This is a genomic window from Pseudomonas sp. AN-1 (genome assembly GCF_034057115.1).
Classification (GTDB): Bacteria; Pseudomonadota; Gammaproteobacteria; order Pseudomonadales; family Pseudomonadaceae; genus Geopseudomonas.
In genome coordinates this window covers 2,902,019-2,915,658 of sequence record NZ_CP139195.1, presented here as the reverse complement: position 1 = coordinate 2,915,658, position 13,640 = coordinate 2,902,019, and the positions used below count along the sequence as shown (strand labels likewise).

At 70.6% G+C, this 13,640-nt stretch carries 11 protein-coding genes; all 11 read right to left on the bottom strand.

Going from position 1 to position 13,640, the window contains the following annotated elements:
* Positions 1-11 precede the first annotated feature (11 nt).
* Positions 12-2,027 carry a response regulator gene (locus tag SK095_RS13665; RefSeq protein WP_414153849.1) on the bottom strand — a complete coding sequence of 672 codons (2,016 nt, stop codon included), beginning with the start codon at positions 2,025-2,027 and terminating at the stop codon, positions 12-14.
* Positions 2,028-2,201: 174 nt separating this feature from the next.
* Positions 2,202-3,494: a phosphoribosylamine--glycine ligase gene (gene purD / locus SK095_RS13660; RefSeq protein ID WP_201485567.1), complete on the bottom strand. Its 1,293-nt coding sequence runs from the start codon at positions 3,492-3,494 to the stop codon at positions 2,202-2,204.
* 137 nt (positions 3,495-3,631) lie between these two features.
* Positions 3,632-5,239 carry a bifunctional phosphoribosylaminoimidazolecarboxamide formyltransferase/IMP cyclohydrolase gene (gene purH, locus SK095_RS13655; protein ID WP_201485568.1) on the bottom strand — a complete coding sequence of 536 codons (1,608 nt, stop codon included), beginning with the start codon at positions 5,237-5,239 and terminating at the stop codon, positions 3,632-3,634.
* Positions 5,240-5,312: 73 nt separating this feature from the next.
* The gene (fis, locus tag SK095_RS13650; protein ID WP_136491717.1) at positions 5,313-5,633 is read right to left on the bottom strand and encodes a DNA-binding transcriptional regulator Fis; all 321 of its coding nucleotides are present in this window, start codon (positions 5,631-5,633) and stop codon (positions 5,313-5,315) included.
* Positions 5,630-6,628, bottom strand: coding sequence for a tRNA dihydrouridine synthase DusB (gene dusB / locus SK095_RS13645; protein WP_201485569.1), 999 nt, complete (start codon positions 6,626-6,628; stop codon positions 5,630-5,632). Before dusB ends, fis begins: the two co-directional genes overlap by 4 nt.
* Positions 6,629-6,744: 116 nt before the next feature.
* Positions 6,745-8,187, bottom strand: a complete 1,443-nt coding sequence (locus SK095_RS13640) for a DUF3426 domain-containing protein (protein ID WP_320546594.1) — start codon at positions 8,185-8,187, stop codon at positions 6,745-6,747.
* A gap of 74 nt (positions 8,188-8,261) precedes the next feature.
* The gene (gene prmA, locus SK095_RS13635; protein ID WP_320546593.1) at positions 8,262-9,140 is read right to left on the bottom strand and encodes a 50S ribosomal protein L11 methyltransferase; all 879 of its coding nucleotides are present in this window, start codon (positions 9,138-9,140) and stop codon (positions 8,262-8,264) included.
* A gap of 191 nt (positions 9,141-9,331) precedes the next feature.
* Positions 9,332-10,681 (bottom strand): acetyl-CoA carboxylase biotin carboxylase subunit, encoded by a 1,350-nt coding sequence (accC, locus tag SK095_RS13630; RefSeq protein WP_136491808.1) that lies wholly within the window; start codon positions 10,679-10,681, stop codon positions 9,332-9,334.
* A gap of 17 nt (positions 10,682-10,698) precedes the next feature.
* Entirely contained in the window at positions 10,699-11,160 is a 462-nt protein-coding gene (accB, locus tag SK095_RS13625) for an acetyl-CoA carboxylase biotin carboxyl carrier protein (protein ID WP_201487424.1), read from the bottom strand.
* A gap of 22 nt (positions 11,161-11,182) precedes the next feature.
* Positions 11,183-11,626, bottom strand: coding sequence for a type II 3-dehydroquinate dehydratase (gene aroQ / locus SK095_RS13620; protein ID WP_136490963.1), 444 nt, complete (start codon positions 11,624-11,626; stop codon positions 11,183-11,185).
* A gap of 132 nt (positions 11,627-11,758) precedes the next feature.
* Positions 11,759-13,579, bottom strand: a complete 1,821-nt coding sequence (locus tag SK095_RS13615; protein ID WP_320546592.1) for a protein-disulfide reductase DsbD — start codon at positions 13,577-13,579, stop codon at positions 11,759-11,761.
* Between the last annotated feature and the right edge of the window lie 61 nt (positions 13,580-13,640).

Here is a 13,640-nt window from a genome sequence, read left to right as displayed (position 1 = left end):
CCCGCCGCCGTTCAGAGCGAGCGCGCCGCGCGCTGGGCCTGCTGCTGCTCCTTGTGGGCGAGCCAGTGCTCGACCAGCTCGCGCAGCTGCGACAGCTCCACCGGCTTGGCCACGTGGCCGTCCATGCCGGCCTTGAGGGCGCGCTCCTTGTGCTCGCCGAGGATGTGCGCGGTCAGCGCCACCACCGGCGTGCGCGGCCGCTGGCGCGCGGCCTCCCAGGCGCGCAGCTGCTCGGTGGCGGCGAAGCCGTCGAGCACCGGCATCTCGCAGTCCATCAGCACCAGGTCGTACTGCTGGTTCTGCATGGCGCGCAGCGCGTCGCGGCCGTTGCTGACCAGGTCGGGCTCGAGGTCGAGCTTGCCGAGCATGCCCTGGATCACCTTGGTGGAGATGCTGTTGTCCTCGGCGACCAGCACGCGGAAGTCGGCCGGCATCTGGCGCGCCGCGGCGGGCCGGCTGCCCGGCGGCCCGGCCAGGCCGCGACGGACGCGGCCCAGCTCCTCGGCGAGGGTGGACTTGAGGGTATAGCCGGCCACCGGCTTGGCGAGGATGCGGCAGATCCCGGCGTTGCGCGCCACCAGCTTGCTCGGCGCCTGGTTCTGCCCGCCGAGCATGATCAGCAGCAGGTCGTGGTTGAGGTAGGCGTCGGCCTTGATCTTCGCCGCCAGCTGCAGGCCGTTCATGTCCGGCATGTCGTAGTCGAGGATCACCGCGTCGAAGTATTCGCCCAGGTTGGCCTTGCTGCGCAGCTGCGCCAGCGCCGCCTTGCCGTGGGCGGCGCCCTCGGCCAGCAGGCCCCAGCTGGTGCACTGCTGGATCAGCACCTTGCGGCAGGTCTCGTTGTCGTCGACCACCAGCACCCGCGCCTCGCGCAGCTGCAGGTCGGGGTCGAGGGCGGCCTGGGCGAGGCAGGCCGGGTCCAGCGGCAGGCTGAACCACAGGGTCGAGCCCTGCTGCTGGCCGCTCTCGATGCCGAACTCGCCGTGCATCAGGGCGATCAGCTGGCGGCTGATGGCCAGGCCGAAATGTCCCTCGCCATGGCGCGGCGGCATGTAGTCGCGGCTGTTCAGCGGCGTGCGCTCCAGCGCCTCGCGCTGCTCCGGACTCAGCGGCCGGCCGCTGTCCTGCACGGCGATGCGCAGGCGCGGCCTGTCGCTGTCGCGCTCCAGGGCGGCGACCAGCATCACCTCGCCCTCGTCGGTCTGCTGGAAGGCGTGGTCGAGCAGGTTGAGCAGGGTCTGGCGCAGGCGCGCCGGGTCGCCGCTGAGGGTGCGCGGCACCTGCGGCTGGACGAAGCCGATCAGCTCGAGGCCCTGGCGCTCGGCGCGGGCGCGGAAGATGTCGAGGCATTCCTCGATCAGCGCGTGCAGGTCGAACTGCACCTCCTCCAGCTCGATCTCCCCAGACTCCAGGGCGGACAGGTCGAGGATCTCGTTGATCAGCAGCAGCAGCTCGTTGCCCGAGTTGTGGATGGTCTGCACGTAGTCGCGCTGCTTGGCCGACAGCGGCGTGCCGAGCAGCAGCTCGGTCATGCCCAGCACGCCGTTCATCGGGGTGCGGATGTCGTGGCTGATGCGCGCCAGCAGCTGCGCCTTGGCTTCCTGTTCGGCGCGGCTGGTGGCCTCGGCGCGGCTGGCGCTGGCACGGGCGTGCAGCTGCGCGCGCTGGGTCAGGCGCAGGCGCACGCTGTAGAAGAACAGACCGAGGGTGGCGGCGCAGAGCAGGCCGGCATTGGCCAGCAGCGGCAGATCGGGCCACAGGCCAGCGATGCCGAGGCCCACCGGCAGCAGGCAGAGCGCCGACTGCAGGAGATTGCGCGGATCGCGGCCATGGGCGAAGCGGATCAGGTGGTAGGCGGCGAGCATCAGCAGCACGCCGCCCATGGCGCCGAGCAGCAGCGCCGGCTCGAGCGTCGCCGGCAGCCAGGAGGGCGGGCCTCCGGCCTCTTCCCGCGGCGCCAGCAGGAGCATGGGCAGCGCCAGCAGCAGGCTGGCGACCAGGGTGATGGCAATCCGAAGCCAGCGCACGATCAGGCGTCCCTTTCTGGGTGGGGTAGGCAGAGTATTACGGAAAAGCGGAGGGGCGTAACCCCGACCGGCAAGTATATGGCAGCCCGTTGCAGGCTGCGCTCCGGCCTGATGGGCGGGCCGCGCGGGCGGGTCCGGCCGCCGCGCCGGGCGGCGGCCGGAGGGGGAGCGGCATCAGCCCTCGCCGCGCTCGCGGGCGATGGCGCGGTAGCCGATGTCGTGGCGGTAGAACATGCCGTTCCAGCGGATCTGCTCGGCCAGGCGGTAGGCCTGCTGCTGGGCGTCGGACACGCTGGCACCGATGGCGGTGGCGCACAGCACGCGGCCGCCGGCGGTGACCACCTGGCCCTGGGCGTTCAGCGCGGTGCCGGCGTGGAACACCTTGCCGTCGATCTTCGCCGCCGCGTCGAGGCCCTCGATCACGTCGCCCTTGGCGTAGTCGCCCGGGTAGCCGCCGGCGGCCAGCACCACGCCCACGGTCGGCCGCGGGTCCCAGGTCGCCTCGACCTTGTCCAGCGCCTTGGCCAGCGCGGCCTCGACCAGCAGCACCAGCGAGGACTCCAGGCGGACCATGATCGGCTGGGTTTCCGGGTCGCCGAAGCGGCAGTTGAACTCGATGACCTTGGGCGCGCCGCTCTTGTCGATCATCAGGCCGGCGTACAGGAAGCCGGTGTAGACGTTGCCCTCGGCCGCCATGCCGCGCACGGTCGGGTAGATGATCTCGTCCATCACCCGCTGGTGCACCTCGGCGGTGACCACCGGAGCCGGCGAGTAGGCGCCCATGCCGCCGGTGTTCGGGCCGCTGTCGCCGTCGCCGACGCGCTTGTGGTCCTGGCTGGTGGCCATCGGCAGCACGTGCTCGCCGTCGACCATGACGATGAAGCTGGCCTCCTCGCCGTCGAGGAACTCCTCGATCACCACGCGCGCGCCGGCGTCGCCGAAGGCGTTGCCGGAGAGCATGTCGCGCACCGCTTCCTCGGCTTCTTCCAGGGTCATGGCGACGATCACGCCCTTGCCGGCGGCCAGGCCGTCGGCCTTGACCACGATCGGCGCGCCCTGCTCGCGCAGGTAGGCCAGCGCCGGCTCGACTTCGGTGAAGTTCTGGTAGGCGGCAGTGGGGATGTTCTGGCGCGCCAGGAAGTCCTTGGTGAAGGCCTTGGAGCCTTCCAGCTGGGCGGCGGCGGCGGTCGGGCCGAAGATGTCCAGGCCGCGGGCGCGGAACAGGTCGACCACGCCCTTCACCAGCGGCGCCTCGGGGCCGACGATGGTCAGCTGCACGTTGGCGGCGGCGAAGTCGGCCAACTGCTCGATGGCCAGCACGTCGATGGCGACGTTCTCGCACTTGGCCTCGGTGGCGGTGCCGGCGTTGCCGGGGGCGACGAAGACCTTCTCGACGCGCGGATCCTGTGCGACTTTCCAGGCCAGGGCGTGTTCGCGGCCGCCGCTGCCGATGATCAGTACGTTCATGTTTCAAGCCTCATGTTGATCGTTCCCACGCTCTGCGTGGGAGCGGTGCTGTGGACGCTCGGCGTCCGCGGCATGGGACGCCGAGCGTCCCGGGCTGCATCCCCACGCGGAGCGTGGGGACGATCGGCGATCGGTTCTCAGTGACGGAAGTGGCGCATGCCGGTGAACACCATGGCCATGCCGGCCTCGTCGGCGGCGGCGATCACCTCGGCGTCGCGCATCGAGCCACCCGGCTGGATCACCGCGGTGATGCCGGCCTTGGCGGCGTTGTCGATGCCGTCGCGGAACGGGAAGAAGGCGTCGCTCGCCATCACCGCGCCCTCGACCGCAAGGCCGGCGTGCTCGGCCTTGATCGCGGCGATGCGCGCGGAGTTGACGCGGCTCATCTGGCCGGCACCGACGCCGACGGTCTGGCGGTTCTTGGCGTAGACGATGGCGTTGGACTTGACGAACTTGGCCACCTTCCAGGCGAAGATCAGGTCGTGCAGCTCCTGCTCGCTCGGCGCGCGCTGGGTGACGACCTTGAGGTCGGCCTCGGTGATCATGCCGATGTCGCGGCTCTGCACCAGCAGGCCGCCGTTGACGCGCTTGTAGTCCAGGCCATTGATGCGCTCGGCCGGCCACTGGCCGCACTCGAGCAGGCGCACGTTGGCCTTGGCGGCCACCACTTCGCGGGCCTCGGCGGACACGCTCGGGGCGATGATCACCTCGACGAACTGGCGCTCGACGATGGCCTTGGCGGTCTCGCCGTCCAGCTCGCGGTTGAAGGCGATGATGCCGCCGAAGGCGGATTCGGTATCGGTGGCCCAGGCCAGGTCGTAGGCCTTGCGGATGCCGCCGTCGGCTTCCGGGACCACGGCCACGCCGCACGGGTTGGCGTGCTTGACGATCACGCAGGCCGGCTTGGTGAAGCTCTTCACGCACTCCAGCGCGGCGTCGGTGTCGGCCACGTTGTTGAACGACAGCTCCTTGCCCTGCAGCTGGCGGGCGGTGGCCACCGAAGCCTCGGCCGGGTTGGCCTCGACGTAGAAGGCCGCGCTCTGGTGCGGGTTCTCGCCGTAGCGCATGTCCTGGGCCTTGACGAACTGGCTGTTGAAGGTGCGCGGGAACGCGGCGCGGCCTTCGGTGGACAGGGTCTCGGCGGCCTGGTCGATGGTGCCCAGGTAGTTGGCGATCATGCCGTCGTAGGCAGCGGTGTGCTCGAAGGCCTTCAGCGCCAGGTCGAAGCGCTGGGCGTAGGTCAGGCCGCCGGCCTTGAGGCCCTCGACGATGCCGGCGTAGTCGCCGGCGTTGACCACGATGGCGACGTCCTTGTGGTTCTTGGCCGCCGAACGGACCATGGTCGGGCCGCCGATGTCGATGTTCTCGATGGCGTCGGGCAGGGTGCAGCCGGCCTTGGCCACGGTGGCGGCGAACGGGTAGAGGTTGACCGCGACCAGGTCGATCGGCTGGATGCCGTGCTCGACCATCACCGCGCCGTCGAGATCGCGACGGCCGAGGATGCCGCCGTGGATCTTCGGATGCAGGGTCTTCACCCGGCCGTCCATCATTTCCGGGAAGCCGGTGTAGTCGGCCACTTCCACGGCGGCGATGCCGTTGTCACGCAGCAGCTTGAAGGTGCCGCCGGTGGAGAGGATCTCGACGCCGAGGGCGGCGAGTTCGCGGGCGAAGTCGACGACGCCGGTCTTGTCGGACACGCTGATCAGCGCGCGGCGGACGGGAAGGCGGGTGGTCTGGTCGGTCATCTCGGATTCCATCAGGACAGGATTGGACTGAAGGGCGCGCGGCCGGACCGCGCGTCCCTCGGGCGAAATCGGGTTACAGCAGGTCGTACTGCTTGAGCTTCTTGCGCAGGGTGCCGCGGTTCAGGCCGAGCAGCTCGGAGGCCTTGGTCTGGTTGCCCTTGACGTAGCGCATCACGGTTTCCAGCAACGGCGCCTCCACTTCCGACAGCACCAGATTGTAGACGTCGGTCACCGGCTGGCCGTCGAGGTGGGCGAAGTAGTTGTGCAGCGCCTGTTCCACGCTGTCGCGCAGGGTCTGCCGCTCCACGCTGGGGGCGATCAGGTGCTGTTTCAGGTTGGCGTTGTCGCTCACGGCAGTCGTTCCACTCACAAAATGCTCGTTCAGGTTGGTCATGCGGCCGTCCCGCTGCAGGTGTCGTGCTGCCCGGCGAAGAAGCGGCGCACGTGCTCGTGCTGCGCGGCGGGGCAGTCCAGACGGTTGAATTCGCTACGGAAGGCGGTGGCGCCGGGCAGGGTCGCCAGGTACCAGCCGACGTGCTTGCGGGCGATGCGCACGCCCTGCTCGGCTCCGTAGAAGGCATGCAGTTCGGCCAGGTGGCCGAGGAGGATGCGCTCGACTTCGGCGAGCGCGGGGGCGGGCAGCAGCTCGCCGGTGCGCAGGAAATGCTCGATCTCGCGGAAGATCCACGGCCGGCCCTGGGCGGCGCGGCCGATCATCACCGCGTCGGCGCCGGTGGCCTCGAGCACGGCGCGGGCCTTCTCGGGCGAGTCGATGTCGCCGTTGGCGAACAGCGGCAGGTCCACCGCCTCGCGGATCGCGGCGATGGTGGCGTACTCGGCCTCGCCGGTGTACAGGTCGGCGCGGGTGCGGCCGTGCACCGAGAGGGCGGCGATGCCGGCCTGCTCGGCGATGCGCGCGATGGCCACCCCGTTGCGGTTGTCGCGGTCCCAGCCGGTGCGGATCTTCAGGGTCACCGGCACGTCGACGGCGGCGACCACCGCGTCGAGGATCTGCCCGACCAGCTGCTCGTCCTTCATCAGCGCCGAGCCGGCGGCCTTGTTGCACACCTTCTTGGCCGGGCAGCCCATGTTGATGTCGATGATCTGCGCGCCCAGCTCGACGTTGCGGCGCGCCGCCTCGGCGAGCATCTGCGGGTCGCCGCCGGCGATCTGCACCGAGCGCGGCTCGGGATCGCCGTCGTGGAGCATGCGCAGGCGCGACTTGCGGCTGTGCCACAGGCGCACGTCGCTGGTGAGCATTTCGGCCACCACCAGGCCGGCGCCGAGGCGGCGGCAGAGCTGGCGGAACGGGCGATCGGTGACGCCGGCCATGGGGGCCAGGATCACGCGATTGGGGAGGGTGTAGGGGCCGATGCGAACCACCGACATGGGGTATCCCTGCCGCAGGGGCAAATCAGCTGCTGGAAAAGGGTGGCGATGATACCCGCTCCCGCCGGATGGATAAAGGCTGTTCTGAGTATTTTTTGAACAGCCGGCGGCGCGGCTTAGTCCGGCGAGTGGAAGGCCAGCCGGTAGTTCACCGCCCGGGTGCCCGGGTCGATGATCTCCAGGGCGATGTGGATCGGCGTCTGCGGCGGCATGTCGCTCTGCCCGGCCAGCTCGCCGGCCAGGTACTCGCCGGGCTTGAAGCTGCGGCTGGCCAGCGGCTGGCCGTTGATGTCCTCGAAGCGCAGTTCGAGCAGCGGGAAGGGCTGGGCGAAGTCGGCGCGGTTGTAGAGGATGGCGTCGACGGTCAGCGCGCCGGGGTGGCTCGGATGGTTGCGCACGGTGAGGTTGCTGCTCTTCACCAGGCTGACGTCGACCCGCGGCGGCAGCTGGCAGCCGAGCAGCGGGCACAGCCGCTCGAACCAGGGGCGCAGCTGCTCCTGGCGGGCCAGCTGCTCGAAGTTGTAGTAGACGTACTGGCCGGCCAGGCCGCCGAGGGCCAGCAGGATCAGCAGCGACCACAGCAGGCGGCGCGCCCAGCTGGGCCGGGGCGGCTGCCAGTCGAGCTGCAGCGGCTCGTCGCTGAGGCTGAGCAGGCCCTCGTCGCGCAGGCGCGGTTCGCTGCGACGGGGACCGTCGGTGGCGGCCGCTGCGGCGGCACCGGCGGCGGCCAGGCTGGCGGCGGCGGCGCTGACCGAAATGGGCTCGTCGCGCTCGGCGACCAGGGCGCCGGGGGCGTGGCGCTCGGCTTCCTCGGCGTCGTCGTCGAGCTCGGGGAAGTCGGGGTCGACGTCCTCCAGCTCCAGCGGCGGCTCGTCGATCAGTCGCGGCGCGGCGCCGGCCGGCGGGGCGGCGGGAGCGGCCGGGACGACGGGCTCGTTGAGCAGGGCTTCCACCCAGCTCTCGTCGTGGGGATCGGGTTTGCTGTCCTGGGCCGGGCCGAAGGGGGCATGGGTGGGTTGCAGGTCGCGGAACTCGCTGCTCAGCTCGAGCCCGTCGAGCTCCAGCCTGGCCAGTTCCTCGTCGAGGTCGAGGTTGTCCAGGTCCAGGTCGTCGTGGATCCACAGGGTGTCGTCCGCCGCCTTGCCGGCGAGCGGTGCGGCGGGCGTCTCGGCTTCCCCGGCGGGCGCCAGCGGCGGGGCGGGCGTGTAGCCGGCCGGCTGCAGCGTGGCGGTGGTCGCCGCCGCGGCGCCGGTGTCAGGGCTGGCGAGCGTCGCCGGGGGCGTCTGCTCGGCGGCGGGGGCCGCCTGGACGGCCGCTGCCAGGCCGCCTGCCGCACCGGCGGCCAGCGCACCGCCGACGGCGGCGCGCAGCTGCTCGCGGTCGACCGCCGGCACCGGCGCGGCCTGCGGCGGCAGCTCGTCGGCCAGCTGTTCGGCGGCGTTGAACACCTGCAGGCAGGCGCCGCAGCGCACGGCGCCGCGGGCCATGCCGAGCTGCGCGCGGGAGACGCGGAAGCGGGTCTGGCAATGGGGGCACTGGGTGACGAACGACTCGGTCATGCTGGCGGCAATCCGGAACAGGTCAGATGGTCATTCTAGCGCAGCGCCGTGCGCCCCGGCAGCGGGCCGACCGTTCAGCGGCGCACGCCGCTGATGCGTACCCAGCCGTCCTTCTCGGCGGTGGGGTCGAGGTCGAAGGCGCCTGCGTAGGCGGCGCGCACTTCCTCGGCCTGCTCGGCGAGGATGCCGGACAGCGCCAGGCGCCCGCCGTTCTTGACCAGCGCGGTGATGGTCGGCGCCAGCTGCACCAGCGGGCCGGCGAGGATGTTGGCGACCACCACGTCGGCCGGCTGCGGCGGCAGGTCGGTCGGCAGGTAGACCGGGAAGCGCGCCGGGTCGATGCCGTTGCGGTCGGCGTTGTCGCGCGAGGCCTCCAGCGCCTGCGGGTCGATGTCGGTGCCCACCGCCTGCGGCGCGCCGAGCAGCAGCGCGGCGATGGCGAGGATGCCCGAGCCGCAGCCGAAGTCGAGCACGGTGCAGCCGGCGAGGTCCTGGCCGTCCAGCCACTCCAGGCACAGCGCGGTGGTCGGGTGGGTGCCGGTGCCGAAGGCCAGGCCGGGGTCGAGCAGCAGGTTGACCGCGTCGGGTTCGGGCGCCTCGTGCCAGCTCGGCACGATCCACAGGCGCTGGCCGAAGCGCATCGGCTGGAAGTTGTCCATCCAACTGCGCTCCCAGTCCTGGTCCTCGATGCGCTCGACCTGATGCTCGGGCAGCTCGCCGCCGCGCAGCAGCCTGAGGTGGGCGAGCACCGCGTCGCCGTCGGTGCCGTCCTCGAACAGGGCGAGCAGGTGGGTGTGGCTCCACAGCGGGGTGGTGCCGAGGTCCGGTTCGAAGATCGGCTGGTCCTCGGCGTCCATGAAGGTCACCGAGACGGCGCCCAGTTCCAGCAGCTGGTCTTCCAGCTCGGCGGCCTGGTCGGGGGTGATGGCGAGTCGGACTTGCAGCCAGGGCATGGGGGAGGCCTCTTCGGGAATGGGCGGGAAAGGCGGGCAAGCTTACTGGAGGGGCGGTTGCGCGGCCAGTGCGGGGTAGGGTGCGCCGGTGCGCACCGCCAGGCCACGGCGCCGTCACGGTGCGCTACGGAAAGCGCAAACGACAGGGGCCGCCCGAAGGCAGCCCCTGTGGTTCAGCGCCGAGCCGGGGCTCAGTGCTTGTCCATACCCAGTTTCTTTTCCAGGTAGTGGATGTTGACGCCGCCCTTGCAGAAGCCGGCATCGCGGGTCAGGTCGCGGTGCAGCGGGGCGTTGGTCTTGATGCCGTCGACGATCAGCTCGTCCAGGGCGTTGCGCATGCGGCCCATGGCTTCGTCGCGGCTGGCGCCGAAGGTGATCAGCTTGGCGATCAGCGAATCGTAGTACGGCGGTACCGCGTAGCCGTCGTACAGGTGCGAGTCGACGCGCACACCGTTGCCGCCCGGGGCATGGTAGTGCTTGACCTTGCCGGGGCTCGGCATGAAGGTGCGCGGGTCTTCGGCGTTGATCCGGCACTCGATGGCGTGACCGCGGATCACCACGTCTTCCTGCCTGATCGACAGCTTCTCGCCGCCGCCGATGCGCAGCATCTCCTTGACGATGTCGATGCCGGTGACCATCTCGGTGACCGGGTGCTCGACCTGCACGCGGGTGTTCATCTCGATGAAGTAGAAGTTGCCGTCTTCATAGAGGAACTCGAAGGTGCCGGCGCCGCGGTAGCCGATGTCGATGCACGCCTGCACGCAGTGGGCCTGGACCTTGCGGCGGGCGTCCTCGTCGATCAGCGGGGCGGGCGCTTCCTCGATCACCTTCTGGTGGCGGCGCTGCAGCGAGCAGTCGCGGTCGCCCAGGTGGATGGCGTTGCCCTGGCCGTCGGCCAGCACCTGGATCTCCACGTGGCGCGGGTTGACCAGGAACTTCTCCAGGTAAACCATCGGGTTGCCGAAGGCGGCGCCGGCCTCGGTGCGGGTCAGCTTGGCCGAGGCAATCAGGTCCTCTTCCTTGTGCACCACGCGCATGCCGCGACCACCGCCGCCGCCGGCGGCCTTGATGATCACCGGATAGCCCACTTCGCGGGCGATCTTCAGTGCTTCCTGCTCGTCTTCCGGCAGCGGGCCGTCGGAACCCGGCACGGTCGGCACGCCGGCCTTCTTCATGGCGTTCTTGGCCGAGACCTTGTCGCCCATCAGGCGGATCACGTCGGCGGTCGGACCGATGAAGGTGAAGCCGGATTTCTCCACCTGCTCGGCGAAGTCGGCGTTCTCGGCGAGGAAGCCGTAGCCCGGGTGGATGCCGTCGGCACCGGTGACCTCGGCGGCGGCGATGATCGCCGGGATGCTCAGGTAGGACTGGGCGGAAGCCGCCGGGCCGATGCACACGGACTCATCGGCCAGCGAGACATGCATCAGATCGCGGTCGGCAGTCGAGTGCACCGCCACGGTCTTGATGCCCAGTTCCTTGCACGCGCGCAGGACGCGCAGGGCGATCTCGCCGCGGTTGGCAATCAGGACTTTTTGCAACATCGCAGGTACTCCGCGTGTCAGACGATGGTGAACAGCGGCTGGTCGAATTCAACCGGATGGCCGTTCTCGACCAGGACCTGGCCGATGGTGCCGCTGGCTTCGGCCTCGATGTGGTTCATCATCTTCATCGCTTCGACGATGCACAGGATGTCGCCCTTCTTGACGCTCTGGCCGACTTCGACGAACGGCTTGGCGTCCGGCGAGGAGGCGCGGTAGAAGGTGCCGACCATCGGCGAGCGCACCACGTTGCCGGTCAGCGCCGGGGCGGCCGGAGCGGCGGCAGCGGCCGGAGCGGCCGCCGGGGCGGCGACCGGAGCCGGGGCCGGAGCGGCGGCGTAGACCGGCTGGGCGGCGTACTGCGGCTGCTTGTTGCTGTGGCGGCTGATGCGCACGGACTCTTCGCCTTCGCAGATTTCCAGCTCGTCGATACCGGACTCTTCCAGCAGCTCGATCAGTTTCTTGACTTTACGAATGTCCATCAGGGGCACTCCAGAAATGTGGTCAGGGTCGTTGCAGTTGTTCGATGGCGGCTTCGAGGGCCAGGCGGTAGCCGCTGGCGCCGAGGCCGCAGATCACCCCCACCGCCACGTCCGAGAAGTAGGAGTGGTGGCGGAAGGGTTCACGTTTGTGCACGTTCGACAGGTGAACTTCGATGAATGGGATGCTCACCGCCAGCAATGCGTCACGCAATGCGACGCTGGTATGGGTGAAAGCCGCCGGATTGATGATGATGAAGTCGATGCCCTCGCCGCGCGCGGCATGGATGCGCTCGATCAGCTCGTACTCGGCGTTGCTCTGCAGGTGCAGCAGGTGGTGGCCGGCGGCGCGGGCGCGCGCCTCCAGGTCGGCATCGATGTCGGCGAGGGTGGTGGCGCCGTAGACGCCCGGCTCGCGGGTGCCCAGCAGGTTCAGGTTGGGGCCGTGCAGCACCAGGAAGGTGGCCATGCGTGCAGTCCTGTCAGCGATGGGGGCAGAAAAGTTGCGGGAATATGCCGGAAAAACCGGGCGACTGTCCAGCGCCGCGGTTTTTTGCCGTAGATGGCCGCAAGATGGCTGACGATGGCCGGAATCGGCCGGTCAGAAGCGCGCTGCGGCCTGTTCCAGACGGGCGGCGAAGGCGGCGGCGTCGATTTCGCCGACCACCCGCAGGTCCTGCCACTCGCTGCCGTCGGCGGCGAACAGCAGGATGGCCGGCGGGCCGAACAGCCGGTAGCGGTCGAGCAGGGCGCGCTGCTCGGGGCGGCTTTCGGTGATGTCGAAGCGCACCAGCTGCCAGGCGGCCAGCTGCGGGGCGACCTGCGGCGCCTCGAGTACCTCGCGCTCGATCACCTTGCAGCTGATGCACCAGTCGGCGTACCAGTCGAGCAGCAGCGGCCGGCCGGCGGCTTTCGCCGCGGCGAAGGCGGCGTCCAGTTCGGCGGGCGTGCTGACGGTCTGCCAGTCGGCGTGGGCGGCCGGGACGGCCCCCGGAGCGACCTGGGCCAGCGCCGGACGACCGAGCGGGCGCAGCGGGTCGCTCTCGCCGCGCAGCGCGCCGACCCAGGCGGTCAGCGCGTAGACCAGCAGGAGCAGGCCGAACAGCTGGGCGACGCGTTGGCGGTGGGTCTTGGGCACCATCTCCAGGGCGCCGAGATTGAGCGCCACGCCGCCGGCCAGCAGGCCCCACAGCGCCAGGCTGAGCTGGCCCGGCAGCACGCGCTCGAGCAGCCAGATCGCCACGGCCAGCAGCAACACGCCGAAGGCGTTGCGCACGCTGGTCATCCACACCCCCGAGCGCGGCAGCAGGGCACCGCCGCCCACGGCGAACAGCACCAGCGGCGCGCCCATGCCCAGGCCCAGGGCGAACAGCTTGAGGCCGCCGCCGAGGGCGTCGCCGCTGGCGCTGATGTACAGCAGGGCGCCGGCCAGCGGCGCGGAGACACAGGGCGACACCAGCAGGCTGGAGAACACGCCGAGCAGCGCCGCGCCGAGAATCGAGCCGCCGCGCGCGTGGCCGGCCATGCGGTCGAGCGGCTCGCGGACGAAGGCCGGCAGGCGCAGCTCGTAGACGCCGAACATGGCCAGCGCGAAGGCGGCGAAGAACAGCGCGAAGGGTGCCAGCACCCAGGGCGACTGCAGGCGCGCCTGCAGGTTGAGCTCGGCGCCGAACAGCCCCATCAGTGCGCCGAGCACGGCGAAGCAGGCGGCCATCGGCAGCACGTAGGCCAGCGACAGCACCAGCCCGCGCATGCCGCCGACCTGGCCGCGCAGCACCACCCCGGAGAGGATCGGCAGCATCGGCAGCACGCAGGGGGTGAAGGTCAGGCCGAGGCCGGCGAGGAAGAACAGCGCCAGCTCGCGCCAGTTCCAGGCGGCCGGCGCGGCGCCCGCCGCAGCCACACCGGCAGCGGCGGTGGTCGCCGGCACGCTGGCGGCGCTCGCTGCGCCGCCGATCTGCAGGGTCGCGGTTTCCGGCGGGTAGCACAGGCCCTGGTCGGCGCAGCCCTGGTAGGTGACGCGCAGGGTGAAGGGCTGGCCGGACGGATTGGCCAGCGGCAGCTCGACGTCGGTCACCCCGTAGTACACCTCGACGTCGCCGAAGTACTCGTCGTGCTTGGCCTGGCCCGCCGGCAACCGTGCCTCGCCGGCGAGCAGGCCGTCCGGCTCGCTGCGGAACTGGAAACGGTGGCGGTACAGGTAGTAGCCCTCGGCATTGACGAAGCGCAGCTTCACCCGCCGGTCATCGGCCTCCACCAGACTGAGGCGGAAGGCCTCGGCTACCGGCAGGAAGTCGCTGCTGTTGTTCAGCGGTGCGCTCAGCGGCGCGCTGCCCGGCACGGGGGCGGGGCGGGCGTCGAACAGGCCGGCGCTGGCGGGCAGGGTGAACAGCAGCAGGAGCAGGAGCAGCAGACGAGGCATCACGGTCTCTCGTTCGGGGACGCCGGCATGATAGCGGAAAGGGGCTGCGGCGGGACTGCGG

Excerpts from the sequence above, each read along its gene's own strand:
- purD (WP_201485567.1), bottom strand. The coding sequence starts at position 3,494 with ATGAACGTACTGATCATCGGCAGCGGCGGCCGCGAACACGCCCTGGCC.
- purH (WP_201485568.1), bottom strand. The coding sequence starts at position 5,239 with ATGACCGACCAGACCACCCGCCTTCCCGTCCGCCGCGCGCTGATCAGC.
- fis (WP_136491717.1), bottom strand. The coding sequence starts at position 5,633 with ATGACCAACCTGAACGAGCATTTTGTGAGTGGAACGACTGCCGTGAGC.
- dusB (WP_201485569.1), bottom strand. The coding sequence starts at position 6,628 with ATGTCGGTGGTTCGCATCGGCCCCTACACCCTCCCCAATCGCGTGATC.
- SK095_RS13640 (WP_320546594.1), bottom strand. The coding sequence starts at position 8,187 with ATGACCGAGTCGTTCGTCACCCAGTGCCCCCATTGCCAGACCCGCTTC.
- prmA (WP_320546593.1), bottom strand. The coding sequence starts at position 9,140 with ATGCCCTGGCTGCAAGTCCGACTCGCCATCACCCCCGACCAGGCCGCC.
- accC (WP_136491808.1), bottom strand. The coding sequence starts at position 10,681 with ATGTTGCAAAAAGTCCTGATTGCCAACCGCGGCGAGATCGCCCTGCGC.
- accB (WP_201487424.1), bottom strand. The coding sequence starts at position 11,160 with ATGGACATTCGTAAAGTCAAGAAACTGATCGAGCTGCTGGAAGAGTCC.
- aroQ (WP_136490963.1), bottom strand. The coding sequence starts at position 11,626 with ATGGCCACCTTCCTGGTGCTGCACGGCCCCAACCTGAACCTGCTGGGC.
- SK095_RS13615 (WP_320546592.1), bottom strand. The coding sequence starts at position 13,579 with ATGCCTCGTCTGCTGCTCCTGCTCCTGCTGCTGTTCACCCTGCCCGCC.